This window comes from Vallitalea guaymasensis, from assembly GCF_018141425.1.
In the GTDB taxonomy this organism is placed as follows: domain Bacteria; phylum Bacillota; class Clostridia; order Lachnospirales; family Vallitaleaceae; genus Vallitalea; species Vallitalea guaymasensis.
This window is the reverse complement of record NZ_CP058561.1, coordinates 1,124,345-1,139,467: the sequence shown is the minus strand read 5'-3', so window position 1 is coordinate 1,139,467 and position 15,123 is coordinate 1,124,345. Positions and strand designations below refer to the sequence as shown.

The 15,123-nt window shown below is 32.7% G+C and carries 12 protein-coding genes; 7 read left to right on the top strand and 5 right to left on the bottom strand.

The window, feature by feature from the left end; translation table 11 throughout:
* Positions 1-276 precede the first annotated feature (276 nt).
* From HYG85_RS05190 to pepV, 7 genes are all read left to right on the top strand, one after another.
* Entirely contained in the window at positions 277-1,035 is a 759-nt protein-coding gene (locus tag HYG85_RS05190) for a response regulator transcription factor (protein WP_212692587.1), read from the top strand.
* The gene (locus HYG85_RS05185) at positions 1,032-2,795 is read left to right on the top strand and encodes a sensor histidine kinase (protein WP_212692586.1); all 1,764 of its coding nucleotides are present in this window, start codon (positions 1,032-1,034) and stop codon (positions 2,793-2,795) included. The genes HYG85_RS05190 and HYG85_RS05185 overlap by 4 nt, the downstream gene beginning before the upstream one ends.
* A gap of 201 nt (positions 2,796-2,996) precedes the next feature.
* The gene (locus HYG85_RS05180; protein ID WP_212692585.1) at positions 2,997-4,328 is read left to right on the top strand and encodes an ABC transporter substrate-binding protein; all 1,332 of its coding nucleotides are present in this window, start codon (positions 2,997-2,999) and stop codon (positions 4,326-4,328) included.
* A gap of 95 nt (positions 4,329-4,423) precedes the next feature.
* Complete coding sequence (locus HYG85_RS05175) at positions 4,424-5,326, top strand: carbohydrate ABC transporter permease (protein ID WP_212692584.1); 903 nt, start codon at positions 4,424-4,426, stop codon at positions 5,324-5,326.
* Positions 5,326-6,180 (top strand): carbohydrate ABC transporter permease, encoded by an 855-nt coding sequence (locus tag HYG85_RS05170; protein ID WP_212692583.1) that lies wholly within the window; start codon positions 5,326-5,328, stop codon positions 6,178-6,180. The genes HYG85_RS05175 and HYG85_RS05170 overlap by 1 nt, the downstream gene beginning before the upstream one ends.
* A gap of 63 nt (positions 6,181-6,243) precedes the next feature.
* Positions 6,244-8,703, top strand: coding sequence for a beta-mannosidase (locus tag HYG85_RS05165; RefSeq protein WP_212692582.1), 2,460 nt, complete (start codon positions 6,244-6,246; stop codon positions 8,701-8,703).
* Positions 8,704-8,767: 64 nt separating this feature from the next.
* A complete protein-coding gene (gene pepV, locus HYG85_RS05160; protein ID WP_212692581.1) occupies positions 8,768-10,171 on the top strand; it encodes a dipeptidase PepV in 1,404 nt (467 codons plus the stop codon).
* A gap of 100 nt (positions 10,172-10,271) precedes the next feature.
* On the opposite strand, the gene HYG85_RS05155 is transcribed toward pepV, so the two are convergent.
* From HYG85_RS05155 to iolE, 5 genes are all read right to left on the bottom strand, one after another.
* Entirely contained in the window at positions 10,272-11,024 is a 753-nt protein-coding gene (locus tag HYG85_RS05155) for a DeoR/GlpR family DNA-binding transcription regulator (RefSeq protein WP_113671950.1), read from the bottom strand.
* Between the two features lie 218 nt (positions 11,025-11,242).
* Positions 11,243-12,418, bottom strand: coding sequence for a Gfo/Idh/MocA family protein (locus HYG85_RS05150; RefSeq protein WP_212692580.1), 1,176 nt, complete (start codon positions 12,416-12,418; stop codon positions 11,243-11,245).
* Between the two features lie 29 nt (positions 12,419-12,447).
* Positions 12,448-13,371: a sugar phosphate isomerase/epimerase family protein gene (locus HYG85_RS05145; protein ID WP_212692579.1), complete on the bottom strand. Its 924-nt coding sequence runs from the start codon at positions 13,369-13,371 to the stop codon at positions 12,448-12,450.
* 18 nt (positions 13,372-13,389) lie between these two features.
* Positions 13,390-14,184, bottom strand: a complete 795-nt coding sequence (locus HYG85_RS05140) for a 5-deoxy-glucuronate isomerase (protein ID WP_212692578.1) — start codon at positions 14,182-14,184, stop codon at positions 13,390-13,392.
* Between the two features lie 15 nt (positions 14,185-14,199).
* The gene (gene iolE / locus HYG85_RS05135) at positions 14,200-15,102 is read right to left on the bottom strand and encodes a myo-inosose-2 dehydratase (protein ID WP_212692577.1); all 903 of its coding nucleotides are present in this window, start codon (positions 15,100-15,102) and stop codon (positions 14,200-14,202) included.
* Positions 15,103-15,123 lie beyond the last annotated feature (21 nt).

Here is a 15,123-nt window from a genome sequence, read left to right as displayed (position 1 = left end):
CACCTAACGTCTATATTTGTGTTTAGAAATATATATATATATATTATCATATATTTATAATTATTAGTTGTATAATTTTTTCTTTTTTTGGATTATTTTGTTCAAAGAATTGATATATCCAGTATTTTTTTGATTACATTAGAGTAATTTTACTAAAAATAAACCCCTCACTAACTTGACACATGTATAATTCTCATATATATATAAATCATGGTATAATATAAAGTAGAGAAAAAAATATGTATATTATAAAATATTGAGTTGGGGAGGGAAAAAATGTATAAAGTTCTTATAGTCGATGATGAATATGAAATAAGAAAAGGTATCAGTAATTATTTTCCTTGGAACGAAATAGGTTTTGAAGTTATAGGTGAAGCAGAAAATGGAAGAGAAGCTCTAAAAATCATTCAAAAGAATCCTGTTCATGTAGTACTTTGTGATATAAAGATGCCTCATATGACAGGAATACAACTGGCACAAATATTATATGAGCAATATAGTCATACAAAAATAGTATTTCTAAGTGCATATAAAGATTTTGAATATGCTAAAAAAGCTCTTGTCTATGGAGTTAAGGACTATATTGTAAAACCATCTAAGTATAAAGAACTTTTGAATGTATTTGTTAAGATAAAATCCGAATTGGACAAGTCTGAAGTTATAATAAATAAAGATAACCCTGTCAAAGACGACAAAACCCAAGATACAACTTATCATGATAAAATGATTATTACCATTAAAAACATTACTAAAAACAATTATCAGAATATAACCCTTCAACATGTAGCTGATAAAGTTAATATTAGTCCTTCATACTTAAGTAAATACTTCAAATCAAAAACAGGAGAGAATTTTTCTGATTATGTTCTAAAAATCAAGATGGAAAAAGCTAGGGAACTATTAATGGATATCAAATATAAGACCTACGAAGTCAGTGAGTTGGTAGGTTACACAAACCCTAAGAATTTTACTAGAGCTTTCAAAAAATATTTTGGACAAAGTCCCCGCAATTATAGAAACGGGGGTAAGAAATGAAAAGTTCAAGGCTGTTTATCAAAAATGTCATTGTTTTTCTGATTCCAGTTTTATTACCGGTTATTGTGCTAGGCAGTGTTTCTATTCTGATAACCAAACAATATGTATATGAGAATATAAAGCATAATAACAACAATATACTGAAACAAGAAAAAGGAAATATTGAACTTATTTTCAATGAAATAGATTCTCTGTACATTAATTTCAGTACCAACCCAGAAATAATAGTGGAGTTGAAGAAGATTCTCAGAAAGCCTTTACTTAATAGAGAAGAATATCAAATGGTTCAGACAATAAGAAAGTTCATTGATGCTCCAGCTAATGCCAAACCCTATATAAATTCTATCTATGTTTTCTTTGAAAACGATCATGGCCGCATTCTCACTACAACTGAAGGATTGATATCTAATTATGATTATTATGATATGGAGTGGAAAAAACAATTCTATGAGATGGATAATTCAAAAAATACATGGTTGGAAAATAGAACCATCAAACCCTATTCCTTTGATAAGAAAGGGAAAAGGGTAGTAACTGTATATCGTACCATAAATGCTTATGGTTCCAAAAAAAGAGAAGGTATGATTGTTCTTAACATTGATACTGATTATATAGATAATTTGTTGAACAAGCTTGATGTCATTCCAGAACAATGTATCCTGGTTACCGATGAAAACAATAATGTAATATTTAAAAATAAGGATTTGCCTTATCTAAAATCAATGAAGATAGACCAGATAATCAACAGTAATGATGAATATATAATCCAAGATATAGAAAATGAAAAATATATAATTTCTAAATTAAAATCCAACCAGTACGGTTGTAACTTTCTTTCAATAGTACCCGAGAAAAAATTATACAAAATACCTAATTTACTCACAAAAATTGTAACCTACATACTAGTTTTTCTAATAATCATTGGTATCACCTTCACTTATTATTTTATGAGAAAGAGAATCAAAAGACTTAGAAATATAGTAAGACTGTTAGATTATGCTGAACAGGGAGTAAATATATCCGGTTTCTTTCAAGACCCTAAGGATGAGTATGGGTACATTACCAATAAAATAATTGAAACGAATCTTTTGCAAAGATATTTTAAGGTACAACTATCTGAACGAAAATATAAACAGAAGACACTTGAACTATTAGCAATGAATTCTCAGATTAATCCACATTTCTTATATAATACTTTGGAAACAATCTATTGGAAAGCTTTTGAATTCACCAAGAAGCCCAATAAGATAACAGATATGATTGAAGATCTATCTGATATATTAAAATACTCTCTTCATGCAGAGAAGGAACAAGTCACTATCAAGGAGGAAATTGAAAACACAAAAAGTTATATTAAGCTCCAAAAGGTAAGATACCTTGATAAATTTCAAGTCATCTGGGAATATGATGAAGAAATATTAGAGAATAAAATAATACGTTTGGCTTTACAACCTATCATTGAGAATTCAATATATCATGGAATAAAAGAAAAGGAAGGCAATAGTGAAATAAGGATAAGGATTCATAGAGAAGGTGAGTATATCAAGTTCCAAATTATGGATAACGGATTAGGAATTAAGAAAAATAGGCTTATAGAGATAAGAGAGAAACTTGAAATGGAGGATCCGCCTAAAGGACATATAGGTATATTGAATACTAATAAGAGACTTTCATTAATGTATGGTATAGAATCCAAGTTATATATAGATAGTGAGTATCAAGAAGGGACTACAGTTCATTTTAGTGTTCCAAAGGAATAGATGGTAGTGAACAAGAAAAGATAATAAAAAATAAAAAAAGATACCTTCTGTTTTATTTGGCAAATATGTTAATAAAAAAAGATACTACTTAACAAATCGGAAGCCTTTTTGTACTAATTCAACAATGATATAATTAAATTGCTAGTTAATTAGGTGAATTTGCCTAAAAGACTTAAAATTTATTTATTATAGGAGGGTATTATGAGAACATTAAAGAGAATAGTAAGTTTGTTTTTTATTAGTTGTTTTTTGCTTTTTAGCATAGTTGGTTGTGGAAGTAAACAAGATACAGAAAGTTCCAATGGAAAAGATGATAGTACAGCAAAAAAAGATGAAACAATTGAGTTACGGTTTTCATGGTGGGGTGGAGAAGCAAGACACGAAGGTACATTAGCAGCAATAGATGCTTATATGAAAGAAAATCCAAATATAAAGATTGAAGCAGAGTATAGTGGATGGGACGGGTATTATCAAAAACTAGTTACCCAGTTAGCAGGACAGACTGCACCAGATATCATACAGATCAATTATAACTGGCTCTATGATCTAAGGCGTCAAGGTAAATTCTTTACAGATCCTAGAGACTTACAAGACATAATTGATATCAGTGGATTTAGCCAAGCAAGCTTGGATGCCATCTCAGTTGATGGAGAATTACAAGGATTGCCAACAGGCTTGAATGCAGTTGGTATGATCTATAACAAAGAATTCTTCAAGAAAAATAATATTCCAGAAGACATAGATTACTGGAATTGGGATAATCTCATAGAAGTTGGTAAAAGAGTTCACGAGGCAGACCCTAATCAATATCTCCTTAACGAATTCCCTAATTCCTTGACCAGTCTTGTGGATATGTATCTTGAACAGCAGGACAAAGAGATAATTAAAGGTGATTTCACATTAGGTGTGAATGTAGATGAACTTACAGAAGCATATGAGTATGTTCAAAAATTGTTTGATAATGGAGTTATCGCTCCTTTTGAAATTACAGCTTTATTCCAAGATAAGACTGAACAATTCCCTAAATGGCTTAATGGGGAAATCGGTATGTTCATGCAAGTTGCATCTGTAGTACCAGCTTTATCTAATAACTTTGAAGTTGGTGTAGTAAGAGTTCCATTAAAAGAAGGAGCAAAATCAAGTGGTGTGAGTATCAACGCAACTAATATATTTGCAGTTAATGATAATGGTAAACATAAGGAAGAAGCGGCCAAATTTATAAATTGGATGTTAAATCATGAAGATGGTATCAATGTCCTAAAAGATGTAAGAGGAGTTCAATCAACAGAAAATGGACGTAAGATATTATTGGATGCAGGCATCGTTAATCCAGTTATTTCACAAACTATTGATATTGCTTCAAAATATCCAGGAGAAACAAGTAATGAAGCTGAGCTGAATAGTGAATTAAAGAAAATTAAGTATCAATATATTGAAATGTTAGGATATGGCGAACTTTCACCAAGTGAAGCTGCAAGTGAGATGCTTGAAGTTCTAGAGGAAAAAATAAAAGAATTACAAGCAGATAACTAGATAAATTCAATAATAACAATAATTTTAGAATAAAGGGGCTGTTTAATTATAAAAACACCCCTTTATATACTGGAATATAAAGGAGTTGATTAAGGATGAAGCAAAAATACAAGAAAAGAAGAATGAAAGACTATGTAGGATTATTATACATCAGCCCTTTTATTATAGGATTTCTGATTTTTCAATTGTATCCGTTTATATCTTCGATCATTTATTCGTTTACGGATTTTACTATGATAAAGAAACCTGATTTTGTAGGCTTTTCCAATTATATTAACATGTTTACCAAAGATAGAGATTTTTGGAATAGTGTAAAAGTAACATTTAAATATGTACTGATGGCTGTACCGATGAAATTGATTTTTGCTCTTTTCATTGCCATGGTATTGAACATGAAATTAAAGAGTATCAACTTTTTTAGAACTATATACTATCTTCCATCAATCTTAGGTGGAAGTGTTGCTGTAGCGGTTATGTGGAGATTCCTATTTATGTATGATGGCTTAGTGAATAATTTTCTGGGAGTATTCAACATTCCACCTGTTTCATGGTTGGGAAATCCAGATATTTCATTATATACAATAGGATTGCTGGCAGTATGGCAGTTCGGTTCTTCCATGGTGCTTTTTTTAGCAGGACTAAAACAGATACCTGAAAACCTGTATGAAGCATCTGCTATAGATGGAGCATCTAAAGTAAAACAATTTTTCGTTATAACATTACCAATGCTGACACCTATTATTCTATTTAATATGGTTATGCAGACAATCAGCGCTTTCCAAGAATTCACCGGAGCCTTTGTAATTACTAATGGAGGACCAATGAAATCTACATACCTATATGGAATGATGTTGTATGATAATGCTTTTGTACATTTCAAGATGGGTTATGCTTCAGCGCAATCTTGGATACTATTCTTTATAATAGTTACCATTACAGCAATTTTATTGAAGTCGTCAAAACGCTGGGCTTATTATGAAGATGGGGGTGATTTTTAATGTCTATTGGTAAAAAAAATAAAAAGATGATTGTAAGAATCATTGCCTTTGTTTTCTTGAGTCTCTTAGGAATATTTATGACTTATCCGTTATTGTGGCTTATTTCATCTTCATTCAAGGAAAATAATGAGATATTCAAATCACTAAGTTTAATTCCCCAAAAGATTGTTATGAATTCTTATAGTGAGGGTTGGAAAGGTATTGGACAGTTTGGATATTCTACATTCTTTGGAAATACTTTTAAACTGGTTATTCCTATAACTTTCTTTACAGTCATATCTTCCACTATGGTAGGTTATGGATTTGCCAGATTCACTTTTCCATTCAAGAAGTTTTTCTTTTCGGTTATGCTTGCAGGACTTATGTTGCCAAGTTCAGTAATTATAATTCCAAGATATCTTTTGTTTAATAGATTCGGATGGTTGGATAGCTACTTACCTTTTATTGTACCAGCAATGTTTGCAACAAATGCATTTTTTATCTTTATGATGGTTCAATTCTTTAGAGGTATACCGAAAGAGCTTGACGAAGCTGGAATAATTGACGGATGTAATTCCTTGCAGATCTTAACAAGAATACTACTACCGTTATGTAAACCTGCTATTTTTTCAGCAATGCTGTTTCAGTTTATATGGGCATGGAGTGACTTCTTCTCACCATTGATATACATAAATAGCGTTAAAAAATATCCTCTATCATTAGCACTCAGAATGATGCTTGACCTTGGAGAACAAGCACAGTGGAATCAGATTATGGCTATGTCAGTATTATCCATAGTACCTCCTGTGATATTATTCTTCACTGCACAGAAATATTTTGTAGAAGGGATAAGTACCTCAGGTTTAAAAGGGTAGTAGAGATACGAATAAAAATAATGTATCATATAGAAATAATAGGGAAAAAGATGAGGTGAAGAAATGCTAACAATTGATTTGAATGGTAAATGGAAAATGAAAAGAACTACGGATGCTGATTGGATAGAAGCCAGAGTGCCAGGTTCAGTTTGTAGTGATCTACTTAATGCTGGGATGATAAGTGATCCTTTTTATAGAGATAATGAAGACGAAGCTCTTGAACTTGCTAATGATGATTATGAATATTATAGAGAATTCTATGTAGATGATGCAATTGCAGCGATGGATTGGGTTGAACTTTCCTGTGATGGACTAGATACCTTGGCAGAGGTATACATTAATGATGTGAAAATAGCAGATACAAATAATATGCATAGAACATATAAATTTGATCTTAAACATATACTTCAAAAAGGGATTAATCATATAAGAATACTGTTTAGGTCACCCCTAAGATACATGGCAGAAAAGCAAGAACAGAACCCATTATGGGGCGAACCAGAAGGTATTACAGGGTATGCACACATAAGAAAGGCACACTATATGCTAGGATGGGATTGGGGACCACAAATACCTGATGCTGGTATATGGAGAAGCATATCAATAAATGGATATAGATATTCACGACTTGAAGATGTATATATTACTCAGATCCATTCAGATGAAAAAGTACAGTTAGATATAAGAGTCCAGCATGAGAAGAAACAATCTATAGAGCTGACAGTTGAAACTGTAGTTAGAACACCAGATGATAAAAAGATTATGGAACATATGATTGTAGAGAAGGAAGAAAATCATGTCTTTTTAGACATTGATAATCCAGAACTTTGGTGGCCCAATGGATATGGCAGTCAACCCTTATATGAAGTAGAGATATTATTGAAGCAGGATGAGAAAATCCTAGATTCTAGAACCATGAAAATAGGATTAAGAACATTGACTGTCCGTAGACAGGAAGATGAGTGGGGAGAAAGCTTTGAGTTCAATGTTAATGGTGTATCCATATTTGCTATGGGAGCAAATTACATTCCAGAAGATAACCTTCTATCTAGATGTAATATAGAAAAAACAGAAACCTTGATAAAAGAATGTATTGAAGCTAATTTCAATTGTATTCGTGTTTGGGGTGGAGGAATATTTGCAGAAGATTATTTCTATGAACTATGCGATAAATATGGTCTTATCGTTTGGCAAGACCTAATGTTTGCATGTGCAGTTTATGAGATGAATGAAGAATTTACTGAAAATATAAAAATGGAAACAATAGATAATATGAAAAGGCTAAGACACCATCCATGTCTGGGACTTTGGTGTGGTAACAATGAAATGGAGTGGGGATGGGTAGAGTGGAACTTCCCTAAGACCTCAAAACTCAGAACTGATTACATCAAGCAATTTGAAATTATATTGCCAGAAATAGCAGAAAAAGTGGACCCTAATACATTTTATTGGGTAGCATCTCCATCATCAGGAGGAGGATTTCAAGATCCTAACAATGATAATATTGGTGATGTGCATTACTGGGCAGTATGGCATAAGCTTTTACCATTTACAGATTACCGTAATCATTATTTCAGATTTTGTTCAGAGTTTGGATTCCAATCCTTTCCTTGTTTGAAAACTGTAAAAGAGTTTACTATACCAGAGGATAGGAATATATTCTCTTATATAATGGAAAAACATCAAAAAGATGGTGATGCCAACGGTAAAATATTATATTATCTTTCAGATACATTCAAATATCCTAAGGACTTTGATTCATTGTTATATACATCGCAGTTATTGCAAGCTGAGGCAATCAAGTATGGCGTAGAACATTGGAGAAGAAACAGAGGAAGATGTATGGGAGCTATTTATTGGCAGTTGAATGATTGCTGGCCTGTTGCATCTTGGTCCAGTATCGATTGGTATGGCAGATGGAAAGCACTGCATTACTATGCTAAAAGATTCTTTGCGCCGATTTTATTATCAGCACATGAAGAAAATAGTAGTGTGAAATTATATGTAACCAACGAAACTATGGATAGTGCACAAGGGCATATTATCTGGAGACTTAGAAATAATTCCAGTGATATATTAGAAGAAGGAAAAATCCATTTTGAAATAGAATCTTTAACTGCCCAACTATGCAGTACACATGATTTTGAAGAGATACTTACTGATAAGTTGGTACGTAGAGAAACCTATTTTGAGTATTTCCTATATGTTAACGGAGATTATGTTGGCAGTGGCAGTTCTTTATTCGTAAAACCTAAGCATTTCAACTTCATGGAACCTGAAATATGTGCTTTGGTTGAAGAGTGTCAAGAAAGCATTATAATTCAGCTATCATCTAAAGCTTATGCAAAAGGTATAGAACTTGATTTAGAAGATATGGATTGTGTATTCAGTGATAATTATTTTGACTTATCAGCAGGAGACACTAGAACTATAGAAGTCAAAAAAGAACGTTTATCCAAGAAAATCACTGTAGATGAGTTCAGAGATAAATTAAAGATTAGAAGCATATTTGATATAACATAAGAGAAGTCTATTAAAATGATATAAGTTGCAAGTAATGGAGAAATAATTATTTGGGGGTGGCAACATGAATTTTCGTCCTATCATAGAAGGTTACAAAGATGAAATAATTCATAAACTACAAGAGCTTGTTAGGATAAAAAGTGTTAATGAAGAAGCTGTAGGAGATTATCCTTTTGGCGAGGGACCATACAAAGCTCTAGAATATGCACTGGATCTAGGAGAAAAGCTTGGTTATAAGACTGAAAATGTTGACAACTATGCTGGACATATAGAAATGGGGCATGGAGATGACATTATCGGTATATTAGCTCATTTGGATGTGGTGCCAGAAGGCGAAGGATGGACTTATCCACCTTATGAGGGAAGCATAGATAATAACAGAATTTATGGTAGAGGTACCAGTGATGATAAAGGTCCGGTTATTGCGGCTTTGTATGCGATGAAGACCATAGAAGCATCTGGTTTGGATATTAAGAAGAGAATACGATTGATACTAGGGACAAGTGAAGAAACAAGTCCTGAAGATATGAGGTATTATCTGAGTAAAAAGGAGAGCCCCACAATGGCATTTTCTCCAGATGCCAATTTTCCTGTAATTAGAGGGGAAATGGGTATATTAGAAATTATTCTAACTAAACAATGGGATAAGGTTTCTACTGAAAAATGCAGAATTAAGAATGTTATAGGTGGAAATGCAGCAAATATGGTACCTGATTTATGTACGTCCATCATTGAAGCAAATGAAATTTCTAAGAAGAAAGTTATAGAGGTCATTGATGAAATAAGAACAAGAAAAGGTATTTCTGTAGAAACCGAGGAAATTCAAGATGGAATCAAAATAATATCCAAAGGTATTTCTGCTCATGGAGGTAAACCAGAAGAAGGAATAAACGCTATATCCCAGATGCTTATGGTTTTAGAAATGTTGGATGCAGGGACTACACAGGTAAAAGAATTTATCAATACCTATAATGAGAAAATTGGTATGACATATAATGGACAAAAGATAGGTTGTGGGTTTGAAGATGACATTTCAGGAAAACTCAAATTAAATATAGGAGTCATCAATCTGGACGAAGATTCTTTGAATATAAGGCTGAATGTTAGATACCCCATAACAATAGATTCTAAAATAGTTATTGATAATATGAGAGAAGAACTTGGTAAGTGTGGTATTGATTTATTTGTAAAAAATCATCTGAAACCAATATATATGGATGAAGATCATTTTCTTGTACAAAAGTTGATGAAAGCATATAAAAAGGTAACAGGTGATTATGAAGCAGAACCTTTAGTGATATCAGGTGGTACATATGCAAGAGCCATGAAGAATGCAGTTGCTTTTGGTATCAATTTTCCAGGTGAAAAGGAAACAGAACATTTAAGTGATGAATACATAGACATAGATAATCTATTAAAATGCACAGAGATATTTGCAGAAGCACTTTACGAGTTGATAAATGACTAGATAGAAAATGCTCCTTATAACAGGTATATATGCTGTATCTGTTATAAGGAGCATTTTTATCTACTGGACACTAATTTATATTCATTAACTTAAATAATAATTATATAACTAATATATTATCTACAGAATTATATTTAGGTAACAACTTATTAGTAATAATTTTAGTTGGTTTGGTTATATCACCAATTCTATATGGTGCAACTTTGTTGAATTTATCACTATCAGCAAGTAATAACCAGCTCTGGGATTTGTTGATTATTGAAGTATAGATATTCTTACTGACTTCTGTTGATACTGAAATACCATAGTCTAAATCTATTCCTGAACAACTTGTGATTCCTTTGTTAATATTGTAAGATGCCAGATATTCATTTATCTTATTGCTAGCAGTAAATGAATGTTTTTCATGGAATACAACCTCTCCACCTACTAAAATCAATGTTTTGCATCTATCTTTTAGATGTTTGGTAGCTTCAATATTATTGGTTATTATTGAGACGTTATCATTGATATCAATATATTTTGAGAGGTAAGTACAAGTTAGTCCAGAGCCTAGAAAGATAGTATCACCTGGTTGAATGAATTTATATACATACTCAGCAAGTTTTTCGTTTTTGTTAGTTGTAGTCAATGTAGAAAATTGTGTATCATTGAGAGGCATATTTTTAGTGGAATCAGCTAAAACAGCACCTCCGTGAGTTTTGATTATCAAACCTTTTTTTTGTAAAAGGTTCAAATCTTTTCTAATTGTTACATCGCTAACGTTAAAAATCTTTGCTAAAGCTTGAACTTGGACTATTTTATCTTTTTTCAATAAATCTAAAATAGCATCTAATCTTTGTATTGCAAACATAATAGCTCCCTCTTTTATGTGAACAAGTCACTTAAAATTACATTTTTGTATTAATGATTATAACATATATGACATTTTTTTTCAAAAGAATATTTTATTTTAAGGTAACATTTGGTTATATTATGATTGTAAACAAAACAAAACAAAAATAAACGTAAGAAATTACTATGTTAACATTGCTGTATGATTTTAGTTATTGATTAGATGCTATGATAATACTAGTATTTAACCCATTTAGAACCATTATCAGCTGATTCTACACATTTTTCAATTAAACGGACACCTTCGATTCCAGCTTCAATATCAGGGAACCATAGATTATCTACCGCTTCTGTATTACCCTTATCCATAGCATCCATGGCAATAGCAAAACGATGATAAATGTTGGCCCAGGATTCAAATAATCCTTCTGCATGTCCACAGCCGATTCTATTTGCTCCAACACCAGGATCATCATTGTAATTGTAGCCATGTCCTCTATCTAACAGACGCTTAGGTTCGCCTTGTACCTCATATACTAATTGGTTAGGATGCTCATCCCACCACTCAATAGATGCTTTTGAACCTACAACACGAATTCTTTGCTCGTGGATTGCTCCAGCATTAACGCAGCTAGCCCATAGATTACCAACAGCACCATTATCAAAATGCATTAGAACAAAAGCGTTATCTTCTAATGGAGCACGGCTTTTCACAAAGCTCTGTCTAGTACACATCAACTCATCTATCTTCAGATTTGGAACCATGACTTCTGCTAAGTAATAAGCATGAGTACCAACATCACCAAGTACATAGGTAGGTCCAGCTACTTCAGGACTAACTCTCCATTTAGTTCCTGGATCATTTTTTTCTACTTCTTCTGAGTGCCATCCGTGAGCAAATTGCATATTGATTATTCTAATTTCACCAAGATCTCCGTTTTCAATCATTTTACGTGCTTGATGAATCATTTCATGTCCTGTATAACCATAGGTTACACCTATAACTTTATTCTTGCTCTTTGCTATAGATTTCAATTCTTCAGCTTCAGCTACTGTAAAAGTCAGAGGTTTTTCACATATTACATGTAAACCTGCTTTTAATGCAGCTTTTGCCATTTCATAGTGGAACTTGTTTGGTGTTGCTATAGAAACAGCTTGAATACCATCTTCTCTTTTGGATTCTTCTTCAATCATTACGTTATAATCAGCATAACAACGACTAGGATCCACTCCTATGTTTTTACCAAAGTCTACACAGCGCTCTGGATTAATATCAAAAGCACCTGCAACTAATTGAAATAAATTGTCACGAGCAGCTGAAGTTCTATGAATATAACCTATCTGACTGCCACGACCTCCACCAATCATTGCCCATCTTATAGGCTGTTCAAATCTAAACTCTTCATTAAACATTGAATTTACCTCCCAATCAATATTTCAGTCTAATAACCTAAATTACTTAGATATTCTCTGCTTTTTTTAATATCATTTAGACTACCATCAGCATCTAGTGGGTCACGCTCTTGTTCAATGGTAATCCAACCTTTGTAGTGTATTTCTTCTAATTTATCTTTTATTGCTTTATAATCAATGATACCTTGACCGATAGGACACATCACTTTTTCCTTACAGGCTTCAAAGAAACCTATCTTTCTGTTGATTACATCTTCATAAATGGTCTGGTTAATATCTTTGAAGTGTACATAATCAAGTCTTTCTGCATATTTTCCTAGCCATTCAACAGGATTCATACATGCATAATACAGATGTCCAGTATCCAAGCACAATCCAGCGATATCAGAAGATATATCATTTAGAAGATTGATTGTTTCATCTTCATATTCAATATAGCCTCCTGCATGTGGATGGATTACTGAACGTATACCATACTGCTCAGAAGCGATTCTTGATATTTCATGAATATGCTTCATCATAAGCTTCCAGTCTTTGGGGGATAATCTGGGAGCTTTATCAGGATGACCTGCAAAGGGACTTCTTATTTTATTAACTTCATCTATTATAACCAGATAAGGTGTCTTGTAATGTTGTCCACTAATAGTGGATGCTTTTGGTAACTCTGATATGAGTTTGCAAGTAATATGAGTTTTATTTAATACATTCTCATAGTTATCAGGTGAAACTAAATTATCATATAGAGTTCCTGCAACAATCTCCAAATTTCTCTTTGATAATTCTTCGTATAGCATTTTAGCGTCTTGTGGTAAATAACCGAAGGGACCTAATTCTATACCTTTATAACCTGCAGTTGAAGCTTCGTCGAGTACTTTTTGCCAAGGGGGATTATTAGGATTGTTAGCATCTTCAACTCCCCAACAGCATGGAGCGCTTGCTATTTTGAAACTCATATTCAGCCTCCTTTGATTTTAGTGTTTATCTGGCCAGATTACAGCATCAGGTTCTTCTGCCCATTTATGTTCATCTTTGAAAATAGGAGCTAGATATGGATTTCCTTCTAAATGTCTTATTGTCCAAATAAAATACATTCCATATCCAGGAGCCGCAACTTGGGGGTGATCTAAGTTAGGGCGTATAAGAACAGTATCATTTTGTTCTAATAATACTCCTTCATCTTCTAATTTCAATAAACCAAATCCATTGGAAGGATAAAACTTATAGAAATATATTTCAGGTTGAGGATGATAATGTGATGGAAAACCAGCCCATTTTCCAGGGTAGTGCATATCTTCACCAATCATTAAATTGGAATCTGGATTGATTGAGTGATCTATTATTGTACGAACTATACGAGTTGCAGTTTCATTCATAGTACCTTTGCCACGAATCTCAATCCTAATATCATCTTTAGTATATATTCTGCAATAATCAAGCTTATCATTTTCAGTCTTGAAAATAGCTATTTCAGTATCTTCATTTAAACACTCTATTTCAAATTCTACATTATAGCATACTTGAACCAAAATAGGATCATGATCGTAAAAGTTTTCTCTTTCTAGGATTTCTTCTTTATCTTGGAAAGATACTTTGATTTTACCATTGATAAGAAGATATGCTCTTTCTAATGGTTCTGAATTACTGTACTTTTGTCCTTGATTCATTTTTAATATTTCAAAATCCATCAAAAACTCTTTGTAAGGTCCTTTTGAGTCAACAATTGGTGTTATGCCTGGTTTGAATTCTTGTTGCTGCTTAATTTTCATCTTATTTCCTCCTAATTAAAGACCAGTTTTTTCGTTAATGAACTTACGAGCCTTTATTGCATATTCTAATGGATCTGCGATTCCCGGATCTTGTTCTGCTTCTATAACAATCCATCCTTCATAATTACTATCTGAAAGTACAGTGAAAACGCCATCCCAATCAACTAAATCGCCATCGCCTGGAACAGTATATATACCAGCTTTTACAGCTTGTAGAAAGCTTAATTTTTCATCTTTAACTCTTTGTAAGATATCACTGCGAACATCTTTGAAGTGAATGTGCTTAACTCTATCAATATATTTCTTTAATACTTCTACAGCATTTTCTCCAGCAAATGTAGCATGTCCAGTATCGAAAAGTGCATATACTAGATCAGGATCTGTCATATTCATTAATCTATCAAATTCTTCTAATGACTGGATTCCAGTTCCCATATGATAATGATATGCTATGTCCATACCTTTTTCTTTTGCTAATTTACCCATTTTATTAAGACCATTAGCTATTTTTTCAAATTGTTCGTCAGTAAGTATTGGAGCTGCGTCGAACATAGGAGCGTCCATGACACCTTGAATACTCACACCAACTTCAGCAACACCAATTACTTTTGCACCAAGACTGTGTAGGAAATCTCTATGCTCAATAAATGCGTTTAGTGTTTCTTCTTCAGGTTTAGTAGTGAAGAAGCAGCTAAACCAAGCATTACATATTTGCATACCTCTTATATCTAATGCTTTTTTTAGTGTAGGTAGATCTTTAGGATATTTATTTCCGATTTCACTACCTGTAAAACCAGCAAGAGCCATTTCACTTAAACATTGCTGATAAGTCAATTCTCCTCCTAATTCAGGCATATCGTCATTAGTCCAGTTGATAGGAGCGCATCCTAATTTGATATTATGGTTAGATAAATTCATTTTACATTCTCCTTTTTGTTA

Excerpts from the sequence above, each read along its gene's own strand:
- HYG85_RS05165 (WP_212692582.1), top strand. The coding sequence starts at position 6,244 with ATGCTAACAATTGATTTGAATGGTAAATGGAAAATGAAAAGAACTACG.
- HYG85_RS05170 (WP_212692583.1), top strand. The coding sequence starts at position 5,326 with ATGTCTATTGGTAAAAAAAATAAAAAGATGATTGTAAGAATCATTGCC.
- pepV (WP_212692581.1), top strand. The coding sequence starts at position 8,768 with ATGAATTTTCGTCCTATCATAGAAGGTTACAAAGATGAAATAATTCAT.
- HYG85_RS05145 (WP_212692579.1), bottom strand. The coding sequence starts at position 13,371 with ATGAGTTTCAAAATAGCAAGCGCTCCATGCTGTTGGGGAGTTGAAGAT.
- HYG85_RS05150 (WP_212692580.1), bottom strand. The coding sequence starts at position 12,418 with ATGTTTAATGAAGAGTTTAGATTTGAACAGCCTATAAGATGGGCAATG.
- HYG85_RS05175 (WP_212692584.1), top strand. The coding sequence starts at position 4,424 with ATGAAGCAAAAATACAAGAAAAGAAGAATGAAAGACTATGTAGGATTA.
- HYG85_RS05190 (WP_212692587.1), top strand. The coding sequence starts at position 277 with ATGTATAAAGTTCTTATAGTCGATGATGAATATGAAATAAGAAAAGGT.
- iolE (WP_212692577.1), bottom strand. The coding sequence starts at position 15,102 with ATGAATTTATCTAACCATAATATCAAATTAGGATGCGCTCCTATCAAC.
- HYG85_RS05155 (WP_113671950.1), bottom strand. The coding sequence starts at position 11,024 with ATGTTTGCAATACAAAGATTAGATGCTATTTTAGATTTATTGAAAAAA.
- HYG85_RS05185 (WP_212692586.1), top strand. The coding sequence starts at position 1,032 with ATGAAAAGTTCAAGGCTGTTTATCAAAAATGTCATTGTTTTTCTGATT.
- HYG85_RS05180 (WP_212692585.1), top strand. The coding sequence starts at position 2,997 with ATGAGAACATTAAAGAGAATAGTAAGTTTGTTTTTTATTAGTTGTTTT.
- HYG85_RS05140 (WP_212692578.1), bottom strand. The coding sequence starts at position 14,184 with ATGAAAATTAAGCAGCAACAAGAATTCAAACCAGGCATAACACCAATT.